The sequence below is a fragment of the Streptomyces sp. NPDC054813 genome, from assembly GCF_053611365.1.
This window is the reverse complement of record NZ_JBSHAF010000011.1, coordinates 104,716-123,034: the sequence shown is the minus strand read 5'-3', so window position 1 is coordinate 123,034 and position 18,319 is coordinate 104,716. Positions and strand designations below refer to the sequence as shown.

Here is an 18,319-nt window from a genome sequence, read left to right as displayed (position 1 = left end):
AGACCGCCGCCCCGTACGTGACGGCAAGGGGGGAGCACACGTGCGTGATCAGAAGCCCGGCGGGCAGCCGCCGGAGGCCCATGCCCTGGCCCGGTTCCTCACCGCGGACCCGGAGCAGTGGCCGCGGCTCGCCCCGCGGGTGACGGAGGCGGTCGGGATGGCGACGCTGGAGCGGATCGTGCACGCCACGGCCGCCCGGACCGGCGGGTTCGGCACCGTCACGGACAGCCCGGACGGGCTGATCGTGTCCGGCAGCACGGGCCGGGTGCGGGCCTGGGCCCAGGCGGGCCCGGACGGTGAACTCACCGCGCTGCGCATCGAAGGCGCCCGCTACACCCCGCCCCGCCGCCGCCCGCGCCTGCCCGCCTCGCTGACCTGGGCGGTCTGTGTGGGTCTGGTCGTCCTCTGGAACGGCCTGACCCTCTGGACCGCCGCCGATCGCGTGGCCTGGACCGGTGACCTGGCGATCCTCGGCGCCTGTTCCGTGGTCGTCGAGGGCTGGGGTGCACCGGCGATGCATCCCCGCCTGCTGCGGCGCACGGTCGAGGCGGGCGCCGCCGTGGCCCTCGCGTCCGCGTGGCGGCTGCCCGGCCTGCCCACCGGACAGGGTGTGCTCCGCCTCGCCGTCGGCGCACTGCTCCTTGCCGCCGTCGGATGGCCGGTCGGCGCCGCCCGGCTGCACCGCTGGCGGGCACCGTTGTCCCGGCCGCTGCTGTTCCCGCTGGAGGGCTCCTGGTACGTCGTACAGGGCGGCGGGCGCCTGCTGAACCACCACACCCGGGTGCCCGAGCAGCGCGGCGCCCTCGACCTGGTCGCGCTCGGCCCGTACGGCACCCGTACCCGGCGGGGCCGCGAGCTGACCGCGTACGCCGCCTACGGGCGCCCGGTGCGCTCCCCCTGCGACGGCAGGGTGGTCTCCGCCGCCGACACCGTCCGGGACCAGAACCCCGGCGAGATCCGCTACCAGCCGCCCTACGGCAACCACGTCTTCCTGGACACCGGACGGGAGATCGTCAAGCTCGCCCATCTGCGTCCCGGCTCGGTCACGGTGACCGAGGGCGACACGGTCCGGGCGGGCCAGCCGCTCGGCGAGGTCGGCAACACCGGCAACACCACCGAACCCCACCTGCACATCCACGCCGAACGCGACGGCGTCGGCCTGGACCTGGAGTTCACCGGCGTACCCGGCCGGCTGTACCGGGGGCGGACGGTCCGCGCGCGGTCGTAGCCCGGCCGGTTCCCGCGGCCCGGGGCGCTCGGCCGACCGGGTGATCCCGTGCCGGTGGTGACCGGTGTGGCCCGTCTGGCAACGGGCGGGCCTTGCCGTGTGCGGGGTACGTTGCGGAAGATGCGGGTGGGGACCGGGGCCCCCGTGTCGAGAACGGCAGGGGCGGACCGCTACCCGGAGTACACAAACAGGAGACAGCGATGTCCCTTCAGGCTCAGCCCGACGAGGCTTCGGAGCCCGAGACCCCGCATCTCGACTTCGCCGGCACCACGCCGTACGAGGACTACGTCAAGGCGGACGTGCTCACCCATCTCCAGCACACCCTCTCCGACGATCCCGGAGAGATGGTCTTCCTGGTCACGACCCAGGTCATGGAGTTGTGGTTCACCGTCCTCGTCCACGAGTGGGAGACCGCGGCGACCGCCCTGCGCGGCGACGACATCCCCACCGCGATCAACGCGCTGAAGCGTTCCACCCGGGAACTGGAGGCGCTGAACGCCTCCTGGAAACCGCTCGGCCAGCTCACCCCCGCCCAGTTCAACTCCTACCGCTCGGCCCTCGGCGAGGGCTCCGGCTTCCAGTCGGCGATGTACCGGCGGATGGAGTTCCTGCTCGGCGAGAAGTCCGCGTCCATGCTCGTCCCGCACCGCGGAGCCCCCCGCGTCCACGCGGAACTGGAGAAGGCCCTGTACGAGCCGAGCCTCTACGACGAGGTGGTACGGCTCCTCGCGCGCCGCGGACACCCGGTCCCGGACGCGGTGCTCCAGCGTGACGTGTCCCGGCGGTACGACGCCTCGGACGCCGTCGAGGCCGCCTGGACGACCGTCTACTCGGGCGACGGGGACGCCGAACTCGCCCGGCTCGGAGAGGCGTTGACCGACGTCGCCGAACTGGTCTGGCGCTGGCGCAACGACCACCTGGTCGCCACCCGCCGTGCCATGGGCGCCAAGGCCGGCACCGGCGGCTCGGCCGGGGTCGCCTGGCTGGAGAAGCGTGCCCGCAAGAACGTGTTCCCGGAGCTGTGGACGGCGAGGTCCCATGTCTGAACTGGCCCTGCGGGCGGAGAAACTGGACGCGGCGGACGAGCTCGCCGGGGTGCGCTCCCGCTTCGTCCTCGACGAGGTTGTCTACCTGGACGGCAACTCCCTGGGCGCCCTGCCCGCGCACGTCCCCGGCCGGGTCGAGGACGTGGTCAGGCGGCAGTGGGGCGAGCTGCGCATCCGGTCCTGGGACGAGAGCGGCTGGTGGACGGCGCCGGAGCGGATCGGCGACCGGATCGCCCCGCTGGTCGGCGCGGCGGCCGGCCAGATCGTGGTCGGCGACTCCACAAGTGTCAATGTCTTCAAGGCACTGGTGGGTGCGGTACGGCTCGCGGGGGAGGGGCGTACGGAGATCCTGGTCGACGCGACCACCTTCCCCACCGACGGCTACATCGCCGAGTCGGCGGCCAGGCTCACCGGCCGTACGCTGCGTCCGGTGGCGCCGGCGGACGTGCGCACCGCGCTGAGCGACCGTACGGCCGCCGTCCTGCTCAACCACGTCGACTACCGCACGGGCCGGCTGTACGACCTGCCGTCCCTCACCGCCGCGATCCACGCGGCCGGGGCCGTGGCCGTCTGGGACCTGTGCCACAGCGCGGGCGCGCTGCCGGTCGGCCTCGACGAGCACGGCGTCGACCTGGCGGTCGGCTGCACCTACAAGTACCTGAACGGCGGCCCGGGTTCACCCGCGTACCTGTACGTCCGCCGCGACCTCCAGGACCGCTTCGACTCGCCGCTGCCCGGCTGGAACTCGCACGCCGAGCCGTTCGGCATGAGCCCGGCCTACACCCCGGCCCCGGGCGCGGTGCGCGGCCGTGTCGGCACCCCGGACATCCTCTCCATGCTGGCCCTGGAGGCGGCGCTGGAGGTCTGGGACGAGGTGCCGGTGGCCGCCGTACGCGCCAAGTCCCTGGCCCTGACGGACTTCTTCCTGGAGTGCGTCGAGGCGTACCTGCCGGCGGGCCGCGTCGAGTGCGTGACCCCGCCGGCGCACGAGGAGCGCGGCAGCCAGATCGCGCTGCGCTGCCCGGACGCCGGGGACGTGATGAAACGGCTGATCGAGCGCGGGGTGGTCGGGGACTTCCGGCATCCCGACGTCCTCCGCTTCGGCTTCACCCCGCTCTACGTCGGTTTCGCGGACGCGGAACGGGCGGCGCGGGTGCTCGCGGAGGCCGTGTAGCACCCTGCGGCGAGTCGACATACGGATACGACGACCCGGTTGGGAAAGGCCGGGACGGTACAGAACCGTGTAATCCTCACCGTGCGTGACATCCACGTGTCGCCGCACGTCATCGGCCTGATACCGTCCCGGCCAACGGCCGCTTTCCCCACCTGGTCCGCCAATGTCAATACGCCGCTGAGAGGTTGAGCATGCCGGACGACGCCGCAGCAGAACGGGCCGCCGCCGAGGAGGAGTCGGCCTTCTCGCACCCGCACGTCGGACCCGACGCCACGGCGGCCTACGGCGATCACCCCGACCAGGTCATCGACTTCTACGTCCCGCGCGGTGACGAGACCATGGCCCCGCTGGTCGTGGTCCTGCACGGAGGCGCGTGGCGGGCACCGTACGACCGCGGCCACATCACCCCCTTCGCCGACTTCCTGGCCCGGCGCGGCTTCGCGGTCGCCAACGTCGAGTACCGGCGCGGCGCGGTCCTTCCCGAGCAGGGCGGCTCGGCCCCGGTGGCCGGCCGCTGGCCGGACACCTTCGACGACATCGCGGCGGCGCTGGACGCCCTGCCCGCGCTGGCCCGCGAGGCCCTGCCCCAGGCGGACCTGCGCCGCACCGTCCTCACCGGTCACTCGGCCGGCGGCCACCTGGCGCTGTGGGCCGCGGCCCGGCACGTCCTCCCGGCGGACGCCGCATGGCGCACGTCCGGCCCGGCGCCGCTGCGGGGCGTGGTGGCGCTGGCCCCGATCGCGGACTTCGCGGTGGCGGAGAAGCTTGAGGTCTGCGGTCATGCGGCGCTCCAACTCCTCGGCGGAAGCGACCAGTTCACCGACCGGCAGCGCTATGCCGACCCGGCGCTGCTGCTCCCCACCGGCATCGCGACCACCCTGGTCCAGGGCCGCACGGACAACGTCGTCCCGCAGGCGGTCGCCGAGGCCTACGCCGAGGCGTCGGCGAAGGCGGGCGAGGTGGCGGGCCTGACGCTGCTGGAGGACGTCGGCCACTTCCCGCTCATCGACCCGGCGGCGGACGCGTGCGCGGTGGTGGCGGAGGAGATCGCCCAACTGGCGTACTGAACCCGGCCGACCCCGTGTTCGGGCTGACCTGCCGGCCTCGGCTGACCTGCCGGGCTCGGTCGACCTCCTGTGTCGGGCCGAACTGCCGGGCTCGGCAGGCCTCGTGACGACCTGCTCCTGAGTCTCCCCCACATACCCGTAGTACCTGAGAGCTACCCGCCAGGTGAGTTCTCTGGCGGGACGCGAACGACGTCGCCCGCTCCGTAATTTCCCGATCAGACAAGCCCGACGGCCGGGCGAACTGAACGGGGAGGGGCCGACCATGACAGGGGAGCGGGAGAGGTCTGTCCGGGGGTGCGGGGACTGGCGTCACAGGCTGCGCCGCACCACGCTCGCCGCCCTCCTCACCGCGGCCGTGGTCCTGCCCCTCTCGGCGGCCACCCAGCCCCGGATCCCGGCTCCGGCACCGGCCGCCCTCTCCGCACCCCTCACCCCGGGCGCCGTCACCACCGCCTACCAGGCCAACCGCGAGAACGCCGCCGAAGCCGCCCGCATGGCCGCCGCCCACGGCGACCTCTCCCGCGCCGCCGCCGACCGCGCCCTCGCCTCCCCCTCCCGCCGTCTCCTCCGCTTCGACGCCCGCGGCACCGGCCAGGCCACCGAGGTCTTCGGCGACCTGGCGCACGCGGGCCGCGTCGCCGTCCTCGTCCCCGGCTCCGACACCACCCTCGACACCTACGCCCGCTTCCACAGCGCGGCCGAGTCCCTCTACCGGCGCCTCGCCCACGGGCACCCACGGACCCGGACCGCCGTCGTCGCCTGGCTCGGCTACCGGACCCCCGCCACGATCAGCACCACCGTCCTCACTCCGGGCCGGGCCGACCAGGCCGCCCCGCACCTGCGCGAGTTCATCCGTGAACTGCACACCCTCACCGCCCCCGGGCCGGCGGCGATCTCCCTCCTCTGCCACTCCTACGGCACGGTGGTCTGCGCGCGCACCGCCCCCGCCCTCACCGGCCTCGGTGTCACCGACATCGCGCTGATCGGCAGTCCCGGCACCGGCGCCGACTCGGTCAGAGCCCTGCGCACGTCCGCCCGCGTCTGGGCGGCCCGAGGCGCCGGCGACTGGATAGCCGAGGTTCCGCACGTCACCGCCGACCTCTTCGGCACGACCGTCGGCTTCGGCACCGACCCCGTGTCCCCGGCCTTCGGCGCCCGCGTCTTCGCGGCGGGCCCCGGCGGCCACAGCGACTACTTCACCCCGGGCTCGGTCTCTCTGGCCAACCTCGCCCGGATCGTCCTCGGCGAGACCACGGAGGTCACCCGTGCCTGAGTCACCGCCACCCCGCCTCCCGAACCGTATACGCCTTCTCGCCCACCGCATCGACACCGCCACCCCACCCGACCGGGACCGCGCCGTGGACGCCCTCCGCGCGTTCGCCATCCTCGGTGTGGTGCTCGGCCACTGGCTGGTCACGGCGCTGGTGGCGGACGGCGGCAGGCTGCACACCAGCAGCCCCCTCCAGCAACTGCCCTGGCTGGCCCCGATCTCCTGGATCTTCCAGACCCTGGCGGTGTTCTTCCTGGTCGGCGGTCATGTGGCAACCCGCAGCCACATCACCGCCCAGGCCGACGGCACCCCCTACCACCGTTGGCTGAAGTCCCGGCTGTCCCGTCTCTTCAAGCCGGTCGCCGCGGTCCTGACCCTCTGGACGATCGCGACCACCGCCCTCCTGCTCTCCGGCACCGACGTCACCACCGTCCACACCCTCGTCAAACTCGCCCTGTCCCCGCTCTGGTTCCTGGTGGTCTTCGCGGCGCTCACGGCGGCCACTCCGCTGGTCGCCCGGCTCAACCCCCTGTGGCCGCTGGCCGTCGTCCTTCATGTGGACCTTCTCCGTTTCGGCTTCGGCGCTCCGGCCGCCCTCGGCTGGGTGAACCTGGCGGCGGGCTGGCTGGTGCCGTACACCCTGGGCGCCGCCTGGACCCGCGGTGAACTGGACCGGCCACGCGCCGGCTGGGTCCTGCTCGTCGGCGGTACGGCGGCGACGGCCGGGCTCGTCGCGTGCGCGGGCTATCCGGCCTCGATGGTCGGCGTCCCCGGCGCGTCCGTCTCCAACCTCAACCCGCCCACGCTGGCCGCCGTCACCTTCGGCCTGGCCCAGTGCGGCCTGGCCCTGCTCCTGCGCGAGCGGCTGCGTCGTACGATGCGCCGCCCGCTCGCCTGGGCGGCGGTGGCCCTGGTGAACCTCTCCGCGATGACGATCTTCCTCTGGCACCAGACGGCCCTGATGGCGACCACCGCCACCGGCCTCCTGTTCGGCACGCTTCCCGGCCTCCACACGCCCCCCGACCACCTCGCCTGGGCCGCGGCCCGCCTGATGTGGCTCCCGGTCTTCGCCTTGACCCTCGGCGTCTGCTGGGCGGCGTTCCACACGTACGAGCGTCCTGGCCCGCCACACCGCTCCCGCACCCGCTCGCGTGTCGCCGTCTCCCGGCCGGGCACCACCCGCCCGCACATCGTCACGGACCACCACTCGTCCGATCAGGCGACACCGATCGGAGCCCGTCGTGTCTAGGCTGGCCGGCGAGACGGAAACGGGGAGCCGGCGGGCGTTCGCGGGCCGCGTCCTGCTCGGGCTGCGGATCCTGCGCGACGACCTGTGGACCGTCCGGGCGGACCCTCTGCCCCCCTCGGTGTGGCTGCGCTGGCTGCCGCACGGGGTGCTGTGGCTGGCGGCGGTCGGCATCACGTTCGGCGGCCTCGCCGAGCTGCAGAACCACGGGCGTCTGGGCTTCGGCGGCGCCTTCCTGATCGCGCTCTCGCAGGGCGGCGCGGTCGTCCTCGCCATGTCGCGGCCGATCCCGGCGTGGTGGCTGTCGACGGGCGGCATGCTGGTGGGCGCCGTCGCGTTGCTCGACCGGCTGGACACGCCGCCGGGAATGCGGTTCGCCTGGCCGTGGACGGTGTCCGGGATCATCGCGCAGTTGCTGGTCCTGCTGCTCCTCGCGCTACGGGTCCGGTTCCGGGTGGCCGTCGAGGCGCTGGTGCTGACCGCGCTCGTCACCTTCTTCCTGGAGGGACAGCTGGGCGCGCGACCGCACGTGTCCACCGCGGTGGTGACCATCGCCCTGTCCGCGCTGGTCATCCCGTTCGGGGCGGCGCTGCGCGGCCGCCGCGAGGCACGCGCGGAGCTCAGCCACCAGGCCACGCTGACCGCCGAGGAGCGGGCCCGGCGCACCCTGCTGGAGGAGCGCAGCCGTATCGCGCGCGAACTGCACGACGTGGTGGCCCACCACATGTCCGTCATCTCCATCCAGGCCCAGGTCGCCCCCCACCTGGTGGAGAACCCGTCGGACGAACTGCGCGAGAACCTCGACGGCATCCGGCACAACGCCCTGGAGGCACTGACCGAACTGCGCAGAGTCCTGGGCGTCCTGCGCGCGGAGAGCCCCGACGAGGGCGTGCCCGACGGCGCCGGCGTCGGCCCGCACAGCCCGCAGCCGACCCTGGACCGGCTGGACGCGCTGGTCGAGAACACCAGGGCGGCTGGTCTGACGGTCACCGCGCGGATCGTCGGCGACAGCCGCCCGCTGCCGCCGGGCGTGGAGCTGTCGGCGTACCGGATCGTGCAGGAGGCCCTGAGCAACGTCCTGCGGCACGCGCCGGGGGCCACCGCCCATGTAGAGATCGAGTACATGTCGTACGGACTGCTGGTGGGGGTCGGCAACACCCGGCCGACCCGGCCCGCTCCGCCGTCGCCGGGTGCCGGGCACGGACTGCTCGGCATGCGGGAGCGGGCGGCGATGCTGGGCGGCGCGCTGACGGCGGAACCCCGGCCGGACGGCGGCTACCAGGTCTTCGCACGGCTCCCGGCCGGTACCGACGCGGCCCTGGCGCCCCGCCGCACCCCCGGCATCCTGCCCGGTGCCACCGATCGCACCGGCACCATCCCTGCCCTTGATTCGAAGGACGGCCGCGCATGACGAGCAGCAATGGCAGCAGCCCCATCCGCGTGGTCATCGCCGACGACCAGCAGATGGTCCGGCAGGGCTTCACCGTGCTGCTGAACGCCCAGCCCGGCATCGAGGTGGTCGGCCAGGCCGTGGACGGGCTGGAAGCCGTGGTGAAGGTCGCCGAACTCACGCCGGACGTCGTCCTCATGGACATCCGCATGCCCGAGCTCGACGGCATCGAGGCCACCCGCCGGATCGTCGGCGAACGCCCCGACATCAAGGTGCTGGTGCTGACCACCTTCGACCTGGACGAGTACGTGTACGAGGCGTTGCGGGCCGGGGCGTCCGGGTTCCTGCTCAAGGACGCGTCCGCGGACCAGCTCGCCGAGGCGGTCCGGGTGGTGGCGGCCGGCGACGCGCTGCTCGCGCCCGGCGTCACCCGTCGGCTGATCGCCCAGTTCTCCCAGCTGGACGGCGGCGGGGTGCGTGCCCCGCTGAAGACGCGCGTCGGCGATCTGACCGAGCGCGAGACGGAGGTCCTCGCGCTGATCGCGCAGGGGCTGTCGAACGCGGAGATCGCCGAGCGGCTGGTCGTCGCCGAGCAGACCGTGAAGACCCATGTGGGCCGCATCCTGGTGAAGCTGGGCCTCAGGGACCGCACCCAGGCAGCGGTGTTCGCCTACGAGTCGGGGCTGGTACGGCCGTCGGGATACTGACGGCCCGGAACCCTGTGGTGACGTTCCGGTCGGAGCCCTGCAGTGACCCTCGTAGTACCTGAGAATGATGCCGCAGGACCCGTCTCACTGGTGACGACGGCGACCCTGCCCGCCGCATACCGTCGTGTACGTGACCGAGACGACCCAGACGCACACGATGCCATCGGAGCCACCGGACGGCGCGTTCGAGCCGTACAAGCCGCGCAGCCCGGAGATCCGGGCCGCGATGGACGCCCTGCGCAGGCTGCGGCAGGACCTGTTCCACGACGCCTTCGCCTACCGGCCGTTGCCCCCGCTGAGCAGCGACGGTCCGCGCATCCGCCGCCTGTCCGGCCGCATGCGGGAGTACGCGGTCTGGACCCCGCATCTCGCGGTGGCCGCGGCGGGCGCGGTGGCGCTGCTGGCGGCCGTCGCGGACCGCCCGCTGGGATCGGCCGGGGGCCTGCTGGCGGGCCTGATCGTGGTGGCGCCGGTGCTGCTCACGCTGGCGCGACCGGTCGCCGCCTTCTGGCTGTCGCTCGTCGCGAGCTGGGCCGGCACCCTGCTGGACAATTCCTGGGACGACTGGCCGTGGACAACGGGCAACTTCATCTCCCACCTGGTGGTGCTCACGGTCGTCGCGGTCCGCACCCGTCCGCGCACGGCGGCCTGGATGTGGGCGATCACCGCGGCCTACGGCTTCTCGTTCGTCTCGGTTCTAGGCGGGGGCCACTACACCAACGACGTCGGCTCGATGCTGGTCGTCTCCGCGATAGCCCTGCTGACCGTCACCGTCCGGCAGATCCGCCGGGAGGCCGAACAGACGGTGACCGCACAGCAGTCGGAGACGGCGCACGAGCGGTCCCGGCGCACGCTCCTCGAAGAGCGCACCACGATCGCCCGCGAACTGCACGACGTGGTGGCCCACCACATGTCCGTCGTGGCCATTCAGGCGGAAGCGGCCCCGTACCGGGTCGAGAACCCGCCGCCGGAGCTGGAGAAGGCGTTCGTCACGATCCGGGAGAACGCGGTGGCGGCGCTCACCGAGCTGCGCCGCGTCCTGGGTGTGGTCCGCGCCGAGGACTACGAGGCCCCCGACGCCCCGCAGCCCACCCTCGCCGACCTGGACGCGCTGCTCGCCAACGTGCGGGAGGCGGGCCTGACCGTCGACAAGGGGGTGACCGGCGCGGTCCGTGAACTCCCGCAGGGCGTGGAGCTGTCGGCTTACCGGATCGTCCAGGAGGCTCTCAGCAACACCCTGCGCCACGCGCCGGGTGCTCCCGCCCGGGTGGAGATCGGATACGTCATCGGCGGCCTCGGCCTGCGCATAGTCAACGGGCCTCCGCCCCAGCCGGCCCTCCTGAAGCCCTCTCCCGGCGCCGGCCACGGCATCACGGGCATGCGGGAGCGCGTGTCGATGCTGAACGGCGAGATGACAGCGGCCCCGACGGCCGAGGGAGGCTACGAGGTGACGGTCTTCCTGCCGGCCGTCCCCCCTACCGAAGGTGACGCATGACCATCCGCGTAGTGATCGCGGACGACCAGATGATGGTGCGCGAGGGCTTCTCGGTCCTGCTGAACGCGATGCCGGACATCGAGGTCGTCGGCGAGGCGGTCAACGGCCGTGAGGCGGTGGACCGCGTCCGTGAACTCGCCCCCGACGTGGTCCTGATGGACATCCGGATGCCCGAGCTGAACGGCATCGAGGCGACGAGGGAGATCGTGGCCGTCGACAGCACGGCCAAGGTCCTGGTCCTGACCACCTTCGACCTGGACGAGTACGTCTACCAGGCCCTGCGCGCCGGAGCCTCCGGCTTCCTCCTGAAGGACGCCTCGGCCAGGCAACTGGCGGACGGAGTGCGGGTGGTGGCGGCGGGCGAGGCCCTGCTCGCCCCCTCGGTCACCAAGCGCCTGATCACGGAGTTCTCCAAGCTCTCCGGCACCCCGCGTCTGATGCCCACGGCCCATGCGGCCTACGGTGACCTCACCGACCGCGAGACGGAGGTCCTGGTCCTCATCGCCCAGGGCCTCTCGAACGCGGAGATCGCCGAACGCCTGGTGGTGGCCGAGTCGACCATCAAGACCCATGTCAGCCGCATCCTGGTGAAGCTGGGCCTCAGGGACCGCACCCAGGCGGCGGTCTTCGCCTACGAGGCACGGCTGGTGACACCGGGCTAGCGCGGGGCGATGCGGTACAGCACGTTCGGACGCAGTGGCCCGTCGGGCTCGGTGGGGTCGTCGAAGTCGTCGGCGGGGTCCCGGGTCATGCCGATCCGGCGCATCACCGCCTGCGAACGGAGGTTGGTGGCCGTGGTGACGGCGAGGATCTCGGGAAGCGCAAGGGTGTCGAAGCCGTGGGCCAGGACGGTCAGCGCGGCCTCGGTGGCGTAGCCGTGGCCCCAGGCAGGACGGGCGAGCCGCCAGCCGATCTCCACCCCTGTGAACGGCATGTCGTCGTCCACTTCGTCCAGGCCCGCGAAGCCGATGAACTCGCCGGTTGCCCGCACCTCGACCGCCCACCATCCGTAGCCCCGCCGGTCGAACTCGGCCTGGAACCTCGCCACGGAGGCATCGCTCTGTTCGCGGGTGAGCAGGTCACCCAAGTGCTCCCGCACCTCGGGGTCGGCGTTCATCGCCGCCCACGGTTCGAGGTCGGAGTCACGCCATCGGCGCAGGACGAGGATATCGGTACGCAGTTCGGTCACGCTGCCCAGCCAACGTGACCTCTGTTCCCGGAGCAATCCCTTTTCTCCGGGGCCGAACCGGGACGCACATGCCATAAGCACGCTCGCCGTGCTCGCCGCGACCGCCGCGCGCTGGGCGGCGGTGTCGATCAGCGCGGTGTGGGCGACCGTCGGGGCCGCCCTCGTGATGGCCGGAGCGATCGTCATGTTCGGCCGTGGGCGGCCGGCGCGACTGGCAGCCCGCCGAGCACCCGGAACCCGTGCCGACTCGGCGTTTCACTTCCTGAGCGCCGCGTAGGCGGCTCACGCCGAGCCGAGTTCGCACCACACGTACTTGCCCCGGTTGCCGAACCTGGACAGCGGCTGCCAGCCCCACAAGTCGGAGCAGGCCCGGACGAGGGCGAGTCCTCTGCCGCCGTCTTCTTCGGCGGGATCGGCAAAGGCCTCGGATCCGCCCGGGAAGACGGGGGGTTCAGGATCCGCGTCCCACGCGCCGACTCGCAGCACCCCGCCCGCGTAGCGCACCCTCAGGGCCACCGGACCCTTTGTGTGCCGTACGGCGTTGGAGACCAGTTCCGTCGCGAGGAGTTCGGCTGTGTCGACCAGTGTGATCAGGCCGTGCAGGGTGAGGATCAGGCGGAGGGTACGGCGGCAGACCGTGACGGATCGGGGGTCGCTGGGGACGTAGAGGGAGTACTCCCAGGAGTCGCCTTCGGGCATGCGTGAACTCCGTTTGGTGGTGGGGGGTGCGGTCGTCGGGCGGTGGCATTGCCGCAGCCGCCGTGGCAGGGCGGAGCGGTGCGCTTCCGGGGTCCCGGGGTATCGCAGCGTGTGCGTCGCATCACCGACGGTATTTCCTAGACTTAGGAAAGTGCAACCCGCTGCCGTATTCTGGCCCTCGAACGAGGTATGTCCACGGGGAAGTTGGAACGAGGAGGCGCCGGTTGCCGCCGAAGAGGCATCTCACGGCCCGAAGGGTGAGGCTGGGCGCCGAGCTGCGAAAACTGCGCGAGGCTACGGGCATGACGGCCAAGGAGGCGGCCGGCCTGCTGGAGGCAGACGCCGTCCAGATGAGCCAGATCGAGTCCGGCGTCGTAGGGGTGAGCGCCAAGCGTGTGCGCCGCCTCGCCGCCAACTACGCCTGCACGGACGAGCCCCTCATCGAGGCGTTGGTCGCAATGGCGACCGACCGCACGCGCGGCTGGTGGGAGGACTACCGGGATGTCCTTCCCCAGACATTCCTCGACGGAGCCGAGGCCGAGCATCATGCGGCGTACTTGCACGAGGTTGTGATCCACTACGTCCCGGGGCTGCTGCAGACCGCCGAATACGCCCGCTCGGTGTTCGGCTACACGAATCCGGGCCTGTCCGAGGAAGAGGTGGCCCTCAGGGCGGAGCACCGTATGCAGCGCCGCGCTGTCATCGAGCGCGATGGCCCGACCCCGTACGAGACGATCGTCCACGAGTTCGCCTTGCGGGTGCATGTGTCCGACCGCCAGGCATCGCTGACTCAACTCCGGTTCATCCTGGACAAGATCGAGGCGGGCCAGGTGACTGTGCGTGTCATCCCCGTGGAGCGCGAACACTTCGCGGGCGCCGGGGCCTCGATGCTGTACCTGGGCGGTCCGGTACACCAGTTGGACACAGCCCTCAGGGATGCCCCCACAGGCGCGCGGTATATCGATGAGCAGCCGCGACTGGAGCAGCTTCGTACGCTCTTCCGTAGGGTGCGGTCAGCGTCGCTGGACCCCACCGCGTCGCGTGACTTCATCCACCGACTGGCCAAGGAGCTGTGATGAGCTGGCGGAAGTCCACCTACTCCGGCGGAGGCGACGGCGACGCCTGTGTCGAAATTGCGGCCACTCCCACCCACATAGCCGTCCGCGACTCCAAAGCCCCCACCCGCGCGACCCTCTCCTTCCCGGCCCCGGCCTTCGCCGCCCTCATCGAGTACCTCAAGGCCCCGTCGGACGGTTGAGCAGGTTCGGCAGGGCGCTCAGTGTCATTCCGGCCGTGCCGATCCACAGCGTGGGCGCCGCTCCGAACAGCGAGCCCGAGGCGCCGCCCAGGAGGCCGCCCAGCGGAACGCCGCCCCAGGACACGAAGCGGGCGGTCGCGTTCATCCGGCCCAGCAGCCCGTCCGGGGTCAGGGCCTGCTGGAGGCTCGACTGCGCCACCACACGGACGACCCCGCCCAGGGACAGCGCCGCGAGCCCGACCGCGGCCACCCATACGCTCCAGCCGGGGCGCGCCAACTCCATCAGCCCGGTCGGCGGACACGTGACCAGCGGCGCGAGCCGGATGACCGGGCCCTGCCCGAGCCGGGCCGAGACCCTGGTCGCCAGCAGCGCGCCCAGCAGCGCACCGCATCCCATGCCCGACAGCACGAGGCCGATACCGAAGGGCGAGAGCCCGATCGCCCGCTCCAGCCGGACCAGCAGCATGGCCTGGTACATGACCAGGAAGAGGTTGAACATCGCGTCGCCGAGGACGAGGGCGCGCAGGGTGGGATGCCCGAGAACGAACCGCAGGCCGTCTGCGATGTCCCGCCCCAGCCGGGGGCGTTCGCCCGCCCGCGGCCGCTGTTCCCGCCGCCGGACACCGCTCGCGACGAGCCCTGACAGGGCCATCCCGGCCGCACTCGCCACCAGCGTGGCGGGGGCGCCGACCGCGCCGACCAGGGGACCGGCCACCGCGGGCCCGCCGATGCCGGTCACCGAGCGGATCGCCGAGAGCTTCGCGTTCCCCTCGACCAGGCGGTCGCGGCCCACCAGGTGCGGGAGGTAACTGACGTAGGCGACGTCGAAGAAGACGGTCAGCACGCCGTGGACCAGTGCGACCGCGCACAGCCACCAGAAGGTGAGCAGGTCCGCCCACCAGGCCGCCGGGACCGTCAGCAGGACCAGCGCCCGCGCGAGGTCGGCACCGATCATCACCGGCCGCTTCCGCACCCGGTCCAGCCACGCCCCCGCCGGCAGCCCGACGAGCAGGGAGCCGGCCGTGGTCGTCGCGGTCAGCAGGCCGACCTGGAACTCGTCGGCGTCCAGCGCCACGATCGCGACCAGCGGCAGGGCCAGGAAGACGATGCGATCGCCGAGTTGGCCGAGGGCGGTGGCGGCGAAGAGGCGGCCGAAGTCCGGGTCACGCAGCAGCCCGAGCCGGGCGGATATGAGACTCATCGACTACCGCTCGACCGCGAACTCGTAGACGACCTCACGGCGGATGTCCGGGACGACGATGTCGGCGGTCTCCACCGGCCGCCCGCCCGTGTCGTAGATGGTTCGCTCGATCCGGAGCACGAGGTCGCCGACGCCGATGCCGAGCAGGTTCGCCTGCGTGCGGTCGGCCCGGGCCGGGCGCGGCAGTTCCACCACCGTCTCGACGTCCACGCCGATCGACCGCATCCGCTCGACCACCCCCTTGCCCGCCAGCGGCCCCTGCTCGGGCAGCACGATCGGGGTGCCGCCCGTGAGGGCCAGCGGCTCCCAGGACTCGGAGAGCTGGACGGGCCGGCCGTCGGCGAGGAACTCGTAGTGGGTTCGGACGCAGAGATCGCCGGGGGAGACGGCCAGCCGCTCCGCGATGTCCTCGGGGGCCGGGACCCGTACGTCGCTGTGCGCGTCCCAGGCACGGGCCCGGCCCCGCTCCGTCACGGCGGCGAGCGAGCGTTCGCGGCGCCGGGCCCGGACCATCCGCAGGCGCTCCCGCGGCACCCGGACGAACGTCCCCGAACCCGCGCGCCCCTCCAGCAGCCCGTCGGCGATCAGCAGGTCCACCGACCGCTGTACGACGTTGCGCCCGACGCCGTACTCCTCGGCGAGCCGCGCCCGCGACGGCAGGCGCTGTCCGACCTGCCACTCACCCGCGGCGAGCCGTGCGCGCAGCGCCTCGGCCGTGGTCAAATAGGGCGCCTCTCGGGGCATGCGCGGCTCCTCCGCTGCTCGTTCCGGACGGAGTCGGCAAGCTACTGCCCGCGCCGCAGGCTACTGGAGCAGCACCACGCTCGGTGGCCCCCGCGACGATCACCTCAAGGCCGGTGAAACCGCTCCGCCAGTCGGGTGAAGCCGCTGCTCAGGGCCTGTCGGCGTGGGACCGGATCCGGCTACATCAAGAGACATGATCAAGCCCCTGGAGCACGGCCTGACCGCGCTCGCGCTGACCGCCGTCCCCCTCCTCGTCACCGCTCTGCCGGTCCGGGCGACCGCGGTGCCGCAGTACTTCCAGATCACCACGCAGCTGAACGGCAAGTGCCTGGCCTCCAACGGCGACAACGTCGAGGTGCAGACCTGCAACGCGGGTACCGGCAACCAGCTCTGGTACTGGGCGGGCAAGAAGCTCGTCAACGGCGCCGAGCAGCACTGTCTCGACGTGAGGAACGGCGAGGTCAACGCCGCGGCCCAGGTCGTCGGCGACTGCCACGGACTGGCCAACCAGCGCTGGTACAAGGACGGCGGCTGGCTGCGCACGGACGTCAACAGCCAGTGCCTGAGCATCCAGAACAACGGCGACCAGCGCGAGCACGCGGGGATCAACCTCCGCGACTGCGGCTCCAACACCTGGCAGTGGTGGACCCTGCCCAACCCGTAGGCCCCTGAGAGACCCCTGGTCAGGAGGGGGACCGGCGGTCTAACGTCCGTCCATGGCAGCCTTCGACCCCTGGGACCCGGACTTCCTCGCCGACCCGTACCCCGCCTACGCCGAGCTCCGCTCCCGGGGCCGGGTGCAGTACTACGAGCCCACCGACCAGTGGCTGGTCCCGCATCACGCCGACGTCTCGGCGCTGCTGCGGGACCGGCGGCTGGGGCGGGCGTACCAGCACCGGTTCAGCCACGAGGACTTCGGGCGGACCGCACCGCCGCCGGAGCACGAGCCGTTCCACACGCTCAACGACCACGGCATGCTCGACCTGGAACCCCCGGACCACACCCGCATCCGCCGCCTGGTGTCGAAGGCGTTCACCCCGCGCACCGTCGAGCGGCTCAAACCGTACGTGGCGAAACTCGCCGGCGAACTCGTCGACGACCTGGTCCACCGGGGCGGCGGCGACCTGCTCGCCGACGTCGCCGAACCGCTGCCGGTCGCCGTCATCGCCGAGATGCTGGGCATCCCGGATGCGGACCGGGCCCCGCTGCGGCCCTGGTCGGCGGACATCTGCGGAATGTACGAGCTGAACCCCTCGCAGGACACGGCCGCGAAGGCCGTCCGGGCCTCGGTGGAGTTCTCCGACTACCTGCGCGGGCTGATCGCCGAGCGGCGCACGGAGCCGGGCGAGGACCTGATCTCCGGGCTGATCGCGGCGCACGACGAGGGCGACCGGCTCACCGAGCAGGAGATGATCTCCACGGCCGTCCTGCTCCTCAACGCCGGCCACGAGGCGACCGTCAACGCCACGGTCAACGGCTGGTACGCCCTCTTCCGCAACCCCGCCGAGCTCGCCGCCCTCCGCGCCGACCACTCCCTGGTCCCCACCGCCGTCGAGGAGCTGATGCGCTACGACACCCCGCTCCAGCTCTTCGAACGCTGGGTGCTGGACGAGGTCGAGATCGACGGCACGACGATCCCGAGGGGCGCGGAGATCGCGATGCTCTTCGGCTCCGCCAACCACGACCCCGACGTGTTCGACCACCCCGGGGAACTCGACCTGACCCGCCGCGACAATCCCCACATCTCCTTCAGCGCCGGCATCCACTACTGCATCGGCGCCCCGCTGGCCCGCATCGAGCTGGCGGCCTCGATGACGGCCCTGCTGGAGAAGGCCCCGACGCTGAGCCTGGCCGCGGAGTCGCACCGGAAGCCGAACTTCGTGATCAGGGGGTTGGAAGGGTTGAGCGTCAGCGTCGAGTGATCACCCGTTCGGCTGATCACTGACCGATTCCGACGGCCGGTCGCGAGTGTCGGGTCAAGCTGGTGCCTGCCTGCGAAGGGAGGCACCATGACGGTTATGGCAGAGCGCACCTCGTCCCAGATGTCGGTGGACGTGTTCGATCGAATCGCAGAATTCGCCGAGCGCGTGGACGACACCGTCAGGCTCGAATTCATCGACGGACGGATCGGGGTCAAGAAGGTGACGAACGGCGACCACGGCTCGATCATCATGTGGTTGATCCGCCAGTGCATGCAGGCTCGGCCGGAGCTCGATCTCAACCCGACGCAGGGGCTGAAAGTGGAGGCGTACCGCCGGGGCCGGGCCCGGCCCGATGGGGCCCTCGCACCCGTGGGGCACTTCGCGGGGCAGGGGGACTGGGCTGAAACCCGGGGGGTGTTGATGGTCGTCGAGGTCACGTCGTACGACTCGGACACGCACAACCGGGACCGGGTCGAGAAACCCCGCGCCTACGCCGAGGCAGGTATCCCGGTCTACTTGCTCATCGACCGCGACAACCTCTCGGTCCTCGTGCACAGCAACCCCGACCCGGAGGACGGATACCGGGACATCCACGTGGTGAAGCTCGGGGGCAAGGTCACTCTTCCCGACCCCGTCGGTATCGACCTCGACACCGAGGAACTCAAGCAGTACGTCGACTGAGA

General features: G+C 72.0%; 20 protein-coding genes. 16 read left to right on the top strand and 4 right to left on the bottom strand.

What is annotated here, in order from left to right:
- The first annotated feature begins 40 nt into the window (after window positions 1-40).
- The 10 genes from ACWGJB_RS23335 (at window position 41) to ACWGJB_RS23290 (ending at window position 11,285) form a co-directional block, all read left to right on the top strand.
- Window positions 41-1,228 carry a M23 family metallopeptidase gene (locus ACWGJB_RS23335; protein WP_453382055.1) on the top strand — a complete coding sequence of 396 codons (1,188 nt, stop codon included), beginning with the start codon at window positions 41-43 and terminating at the stop codon, window positions 1,226-1,228.
- Window positions 1,229-1,428: 200 nt separating this feature from the next.
- Window positions 1,429-2,274 carry a tryptophan 2,3-dioxygenase family protein gene (locus ACWGJB_RS23330; protein WP_453382054.1) on the top strand — a complete coding sequence of 282 codons (846 nt, stop codon included), beginning with the start codon at window positions 1,429-1,431 and terminating at the stop codon, window positions 2,272-2,274.
- Window positions 2,267-3,448 carry a kynureninase gene (gene kynU / locus ACWGJB_RS23325; protein ID WP_453382053.1) on the top strand — a complete coding sequence of 394 codons (1,182 nt, stop codon included), beginning with the start codon at window positions 2,267-2,269 and terminating at the stop codon, window positions 3,446-3,448. The genes ACWGJB_RS23330 and kynU overlap by 8 nt, the downstream gene beginning before the upstream one ends.
- Before the next feature lie 191 nt (window positions 3,449-3,639).
- A complete protein-coding gene (locus tag ACWGJB_RS23320) occupies window positions 3,640-4,515 on the top strand; it encodes an alpha/beta hydrolase (RefSeq protein ID WP_453382052.1) in 876 nt (291 codons plus the stop codon).
- Between the two features lie 262 nt (window positions 4,516-4,777).
- A complete protein-coding gene (locus ACWGJB_RS23315; RefSeq protein ID WP_453382051.1) occupies window positions 4,778-5,788 on the top strand; it encodes an alpha/beta hydrolase in 1,011 nt (336 codons plus the stop codon).
- Window positions 5,781-7,034 (top strand): acyltransferase family protein, encoded by a 1,254-nt coding sequence (locus tag ACWGJB_RS23310; RefSeq protein WP_453382050.1) that lies wholly within the window; start codon window positions 5,781-5,783, stop codon window positions 7,032-7,034. Before ACWGJB_RS23315 ends, ACWGJB_RS23310 begins: the two co-directional genes overlap by 8 nt.
- Window positions 7,027-8,442, top strand: a complete 1,416-nt coding sequence (locus ACWGJB_RS23305) for a sensor histidine kinase (protein WP_453382049.1) — start codon at window positions 7,027-7,029, stop codon at window positions 8,440-8,442. The genes ACWGJB_RS23310 and ACWGJB_RS23305 overlap by 8 nt, the downstream gene beginning before the upstream one ends.
- The gene (locus ACWGJB_RS23300; protein WP_453382048.1) at window positions 8,439-9,128 is read left to right on the top strand and encodes a response regulator; all 690 of its coding nucleotides are present in this window, start codon (window positions 8,439-8,441) and stop codon (window positions 9,126-9,128) included. Before ACWGJB_RS23305 ends, ACWGJB_RS23300 begins: the two co-directional genes overlap by 4 nt.
- A 130-nt stretch (window positions 9,129-9,258) precedes the next feature.
- Window positions 9,259-10,623, top strand: coding sequence for a sensor histidine kinase (locus ACWGJB_RS23295; protein WP_453382047.1), 1,365 nt, complete (start codon window positions 9,259-9,261; stop codon window positions 10,621-10,623).
- A complete protein-coding gene (locus ACWGJB_RS23290; protein WP_453382046.1) occupies window positions 10,620-11,285 on the top strand; it encodes a response regulator in 666 nt (221 codons plus the stop codon). The genes ACWGJB_RS23295 and ACWGJB_RS23290 overlap by 4 nt, the downstream gene beginning before the upstream one ends.
- Here ACWGJB_RS23290 and ACWGJB_RS23285 read toward each other — a convergent pair.
- Window positions 11,282-11,812 carry a GNAT family N-acetyltransferase gene (locus ACWGJB_RS23285; RefSeq protein ID WP_453382045.1) on the bottom strand — a complete coding sequence of 177 codons (531 nt, stop codon included), beginning with the start codon at window positions 11,810-11,812 and terminating at the stop codon, window positions 11,282-11,284. The two genes, ACWGJB_RS23290 and ACWGJB_RS23285, sit on opposite strands and share 4 nt — an antisense overlap.
- 88 nt (window positions 11,813-11,900) lie before the next feature.
- Between ACWGJB_RS23285 and ACWGJB_RS23280 the strand changes: the two genes are divergently transcribed.
- Window positions 11,901-12,089, top strand: coding sequence for a hypothetical protein (locus ACWGJB_RS23280; RefSeq protein ID WP_453382044.1), 189 nt, complete (start codon window positions 11,901-11,903; stop codon window positions 12,087-12,089).
- A 5-nt stretch (window positions 12,090-12,094) separates the two neighbouring features.
- Here ACWGJB_RS23280 and ACWGJB_RS23275 read toward each other — a convergent pair whose 3' ends face one another.
- Window positions 12,095-12,511, bottom strand: coding sequence for an ATP-binding protein (locus ACWGJB_RS23275; protein WP_453382043.1), 417 nt, complete (start codon window positions 12,509-12,511; stop codon window positions 12,095-12,097).
- Window positions 12,512-12,813: 302 nt separating this feature from the next.
- Between ACWGJB_RS23275 and ACWGJB_RS23270 the strand changes: the two genes are divergently transcribed.
- Together ACWGJB_RS23270 and ACWGJB_RS23265 are read left to right on the top strand one after the other, a co-directional pair.
- Complete coding sequence (locus ACWGJB_RS23270; protein WP_453382042.1) at window positions 12,814-13,587, top strand: DUF5753 domain-containing protein; 774 nt, start codon at window positions 12,814-12,816, stop codon at window positions 13,585-13,587.
- Entirely contained in the window at window positions 13,587-13,769 is a 183-nt protein-coding gene (locus ACWGJB_RS23265) for a DUF397 domain-containing protein (protein ID WP_453382041.1), read from the top strand. Before ACWGJB_RS23270 ends, ACWGJB_RS23265 begins: the two co-directional genes overlap by 1 nt.
- Here ACWGJB_RS23265 and ACWGJB_RS23260 read toward each other — a convergent pair.
- Together ACWGJB_RS23260 and ACWGJB_RS23255 are read right to left on the bottom strand one after the other, a co-directional pair.
- Window positions 13,747-14,970, bottom strand: coding sequence for an MFS transporter (locus ACWGJB_RS23260; RefSeq protein WP_453382040.1), 1,224 nt, complete (start codon window positions 14,968-14,970; stop codon window positions 13,747-13,749). The two genes, ACWGJB_RS23265 and ACWGJB_RS23260, sit on opposite strands and share 23 nt — an antisense overlap.
- Window positions 14,971-14,973: 3 nt before the next feature.
- Window positions 14,974-15,714 carry a GntR family transcriptional regulator gene (locus ACWGJB_RS23255; RefSeq protein WP_453382039.1) on the bottom strand — a complete coding sequence of 247 codons (741 nt, stop codon included), beginning with the start codon at window positions 15,712-15,714 and terminating at the stop codon, window positions 14,974-14,976.
- Window positions 15,715-15,907: 193 nt separating this feature from the next.
- On the opposite strand from ACWGJB_RS23255, the gene ACWGJB_RS23250 reads away from it, so the two are divergent.
- The 3 genes from ACWGJB_RS23250 to ACWGJB_RS23240 all read left to right on the top strand — a co-directional run bounded on the left by ACWGJB_RS23250 (window position 15,908) and on the right by ACWGJB_RS23240 (window position 18,317).
- The gene (locus ACWGJB_RS23250; protein ID WP_453382038.1) at window positions 15,908-16,378 is read left to right on the top strand and encodes an RICIN domain-containing protein; all 471 of its coding nucleotides are present in this window, start codon (window positions 15,908-15,910) and stop codon (window positions 16,376-16,378) included.
- Window positions 16,379-16,430: 52 nt separating this feature from the next.
- Window positions 16,431-17,636: a cytochrome P450 gene (locus ACWGJB_RS23245; RefSeq protein ID WP_453382037.1), complete on the top strand. Its 1,206-nt coding sequence runs from the start codon at window positions 16,431-16,433 to the stop codon at window positions 17,634-17,636.
- Window positions 17,637-17,723: 87 nt separating this feature from the next.
- Window positions 17,724-18,317: a Uma2 family endonuclease gene (locus tag ACWGJB_RS23240; protein WP_453382036.1), complete on the top strand. Its 594-nt coding sequence runs from the start codon at window positions 17,724-17,726 to the stop codon at window positions 18,315-18,317.
- Window positions 18,318-18,319: the final 2 nt, after the last annotated feature.

What these genes read in the sequence shown, in the direction of transcription:
- ACWGJB_RS23330 (WP_453382054.1), top strand. Translation starts at nt 1,429, where the DNA reads ATGTCCCTTCAGGCTCAGCCCGACGAGGCTTCGGAGCCCGAGACCCCG.
- kynU (WP_453382053.1), top strand. Translation starts at nt 2,267, where the DNA reads ATGTCTGAACTGGCCCTGCGGGCGGAGAAACTGGACGCGGCGGACGAG.
- ACWGJB_RS23320 (WP_453382052.1), top strand. Translation starts at nt 3,640, where the DNA reads ATGCCGGACGACGCCGCAGCAGAACGGGCCGCCGCCGAGGAGGAGTCG.
- ACWGJB_RS23315 (WP_453382051.1), top strand. Translation starts at nt 4,778, where the DNA reads ATGACAGGGGAGCGGGAGAGGTCTGTCCGGGGGTGCGGGGACTGGCGT.
- ACWGJB_RS23300 (WP_453382048.1), top strand. Translation starts at nt 8,439, where the DNA reads ATGACGAGCAGCAATGGCAGCAGCCCCATCCGCGTGGTCATCGCCGAC.
- ACWGJB_RS23290 (WP_453382046.1), top strand. Translation starts at nt 10,620, where the DNA reads ATGACCATCCGCGTAGTGATCGCGGACGACCAGATGATGGTGCGCGAG.
- ACWGJB_RS23275 (WP_453382043.1), bottom strand. Translation starts at nt 12,511, where the DNA reads ATGCCCGAAGGCGACTCCTGGGAGTACTCCCTCTACGTCCCCAGCGAC.
- ACWGJB_RS23270 (WP_453382042.1), top strand. Translation starts at nt 12,814, where the DNA reads ATGACGGCCAAGGAGGCGGCCGGCCTGCTGGAGGCAGACGCCGTCCAG.
- ACWGJB_RS23265 (WP_453382041.1), top strand. Translation starts at nt 13,587, where the DNA reads ATGAGCTGGCGGAAGTCCACCTACTCCGGCGGAGGCGACGGCGACGCC.
- ACWGJB_RS23260 (WP_453382040.1), bottom strand. Translation starts at nt 14,970, where the DNA reads ATGAGTCTCATATCCGCCCGGCTCGGGCTGCTGCGTGACCCGGACTTC.
- ACWGJB_RS23255 (WP_453382039.1), bottom strand. Translation starts at nt 15,714, where the DNA reads ATGCCCCGAGAGGCGCCCTATTTGACCACGGCCGAGGCGCTGCGCGCA.
- ACWGJB_RS23250 (WP_453382038.1), top strand. Translation starts at nt 15,908, where the DNA reads ATGATCAAGCCCCTGGAGCACGGCCTGACCGCGCTCGCGCTGACCGCC.
- ACWGJB_RS23245 (WP_453382037.1), top strand. Translation starts at nt 16,431, where the DNA reads ATGGCAGCCTTCGACCCCTGGGACCCGGACTTCCTCGCCGACCCGTAC.
- ACWGJB_RS23240 (WP_453382036.1), top strand. Translation starts at nt 17,724, where the DNA reads ATGACGGTTATGGCAGAGCGCACCTCGTCCCAGATGTCGGTGGACGTG.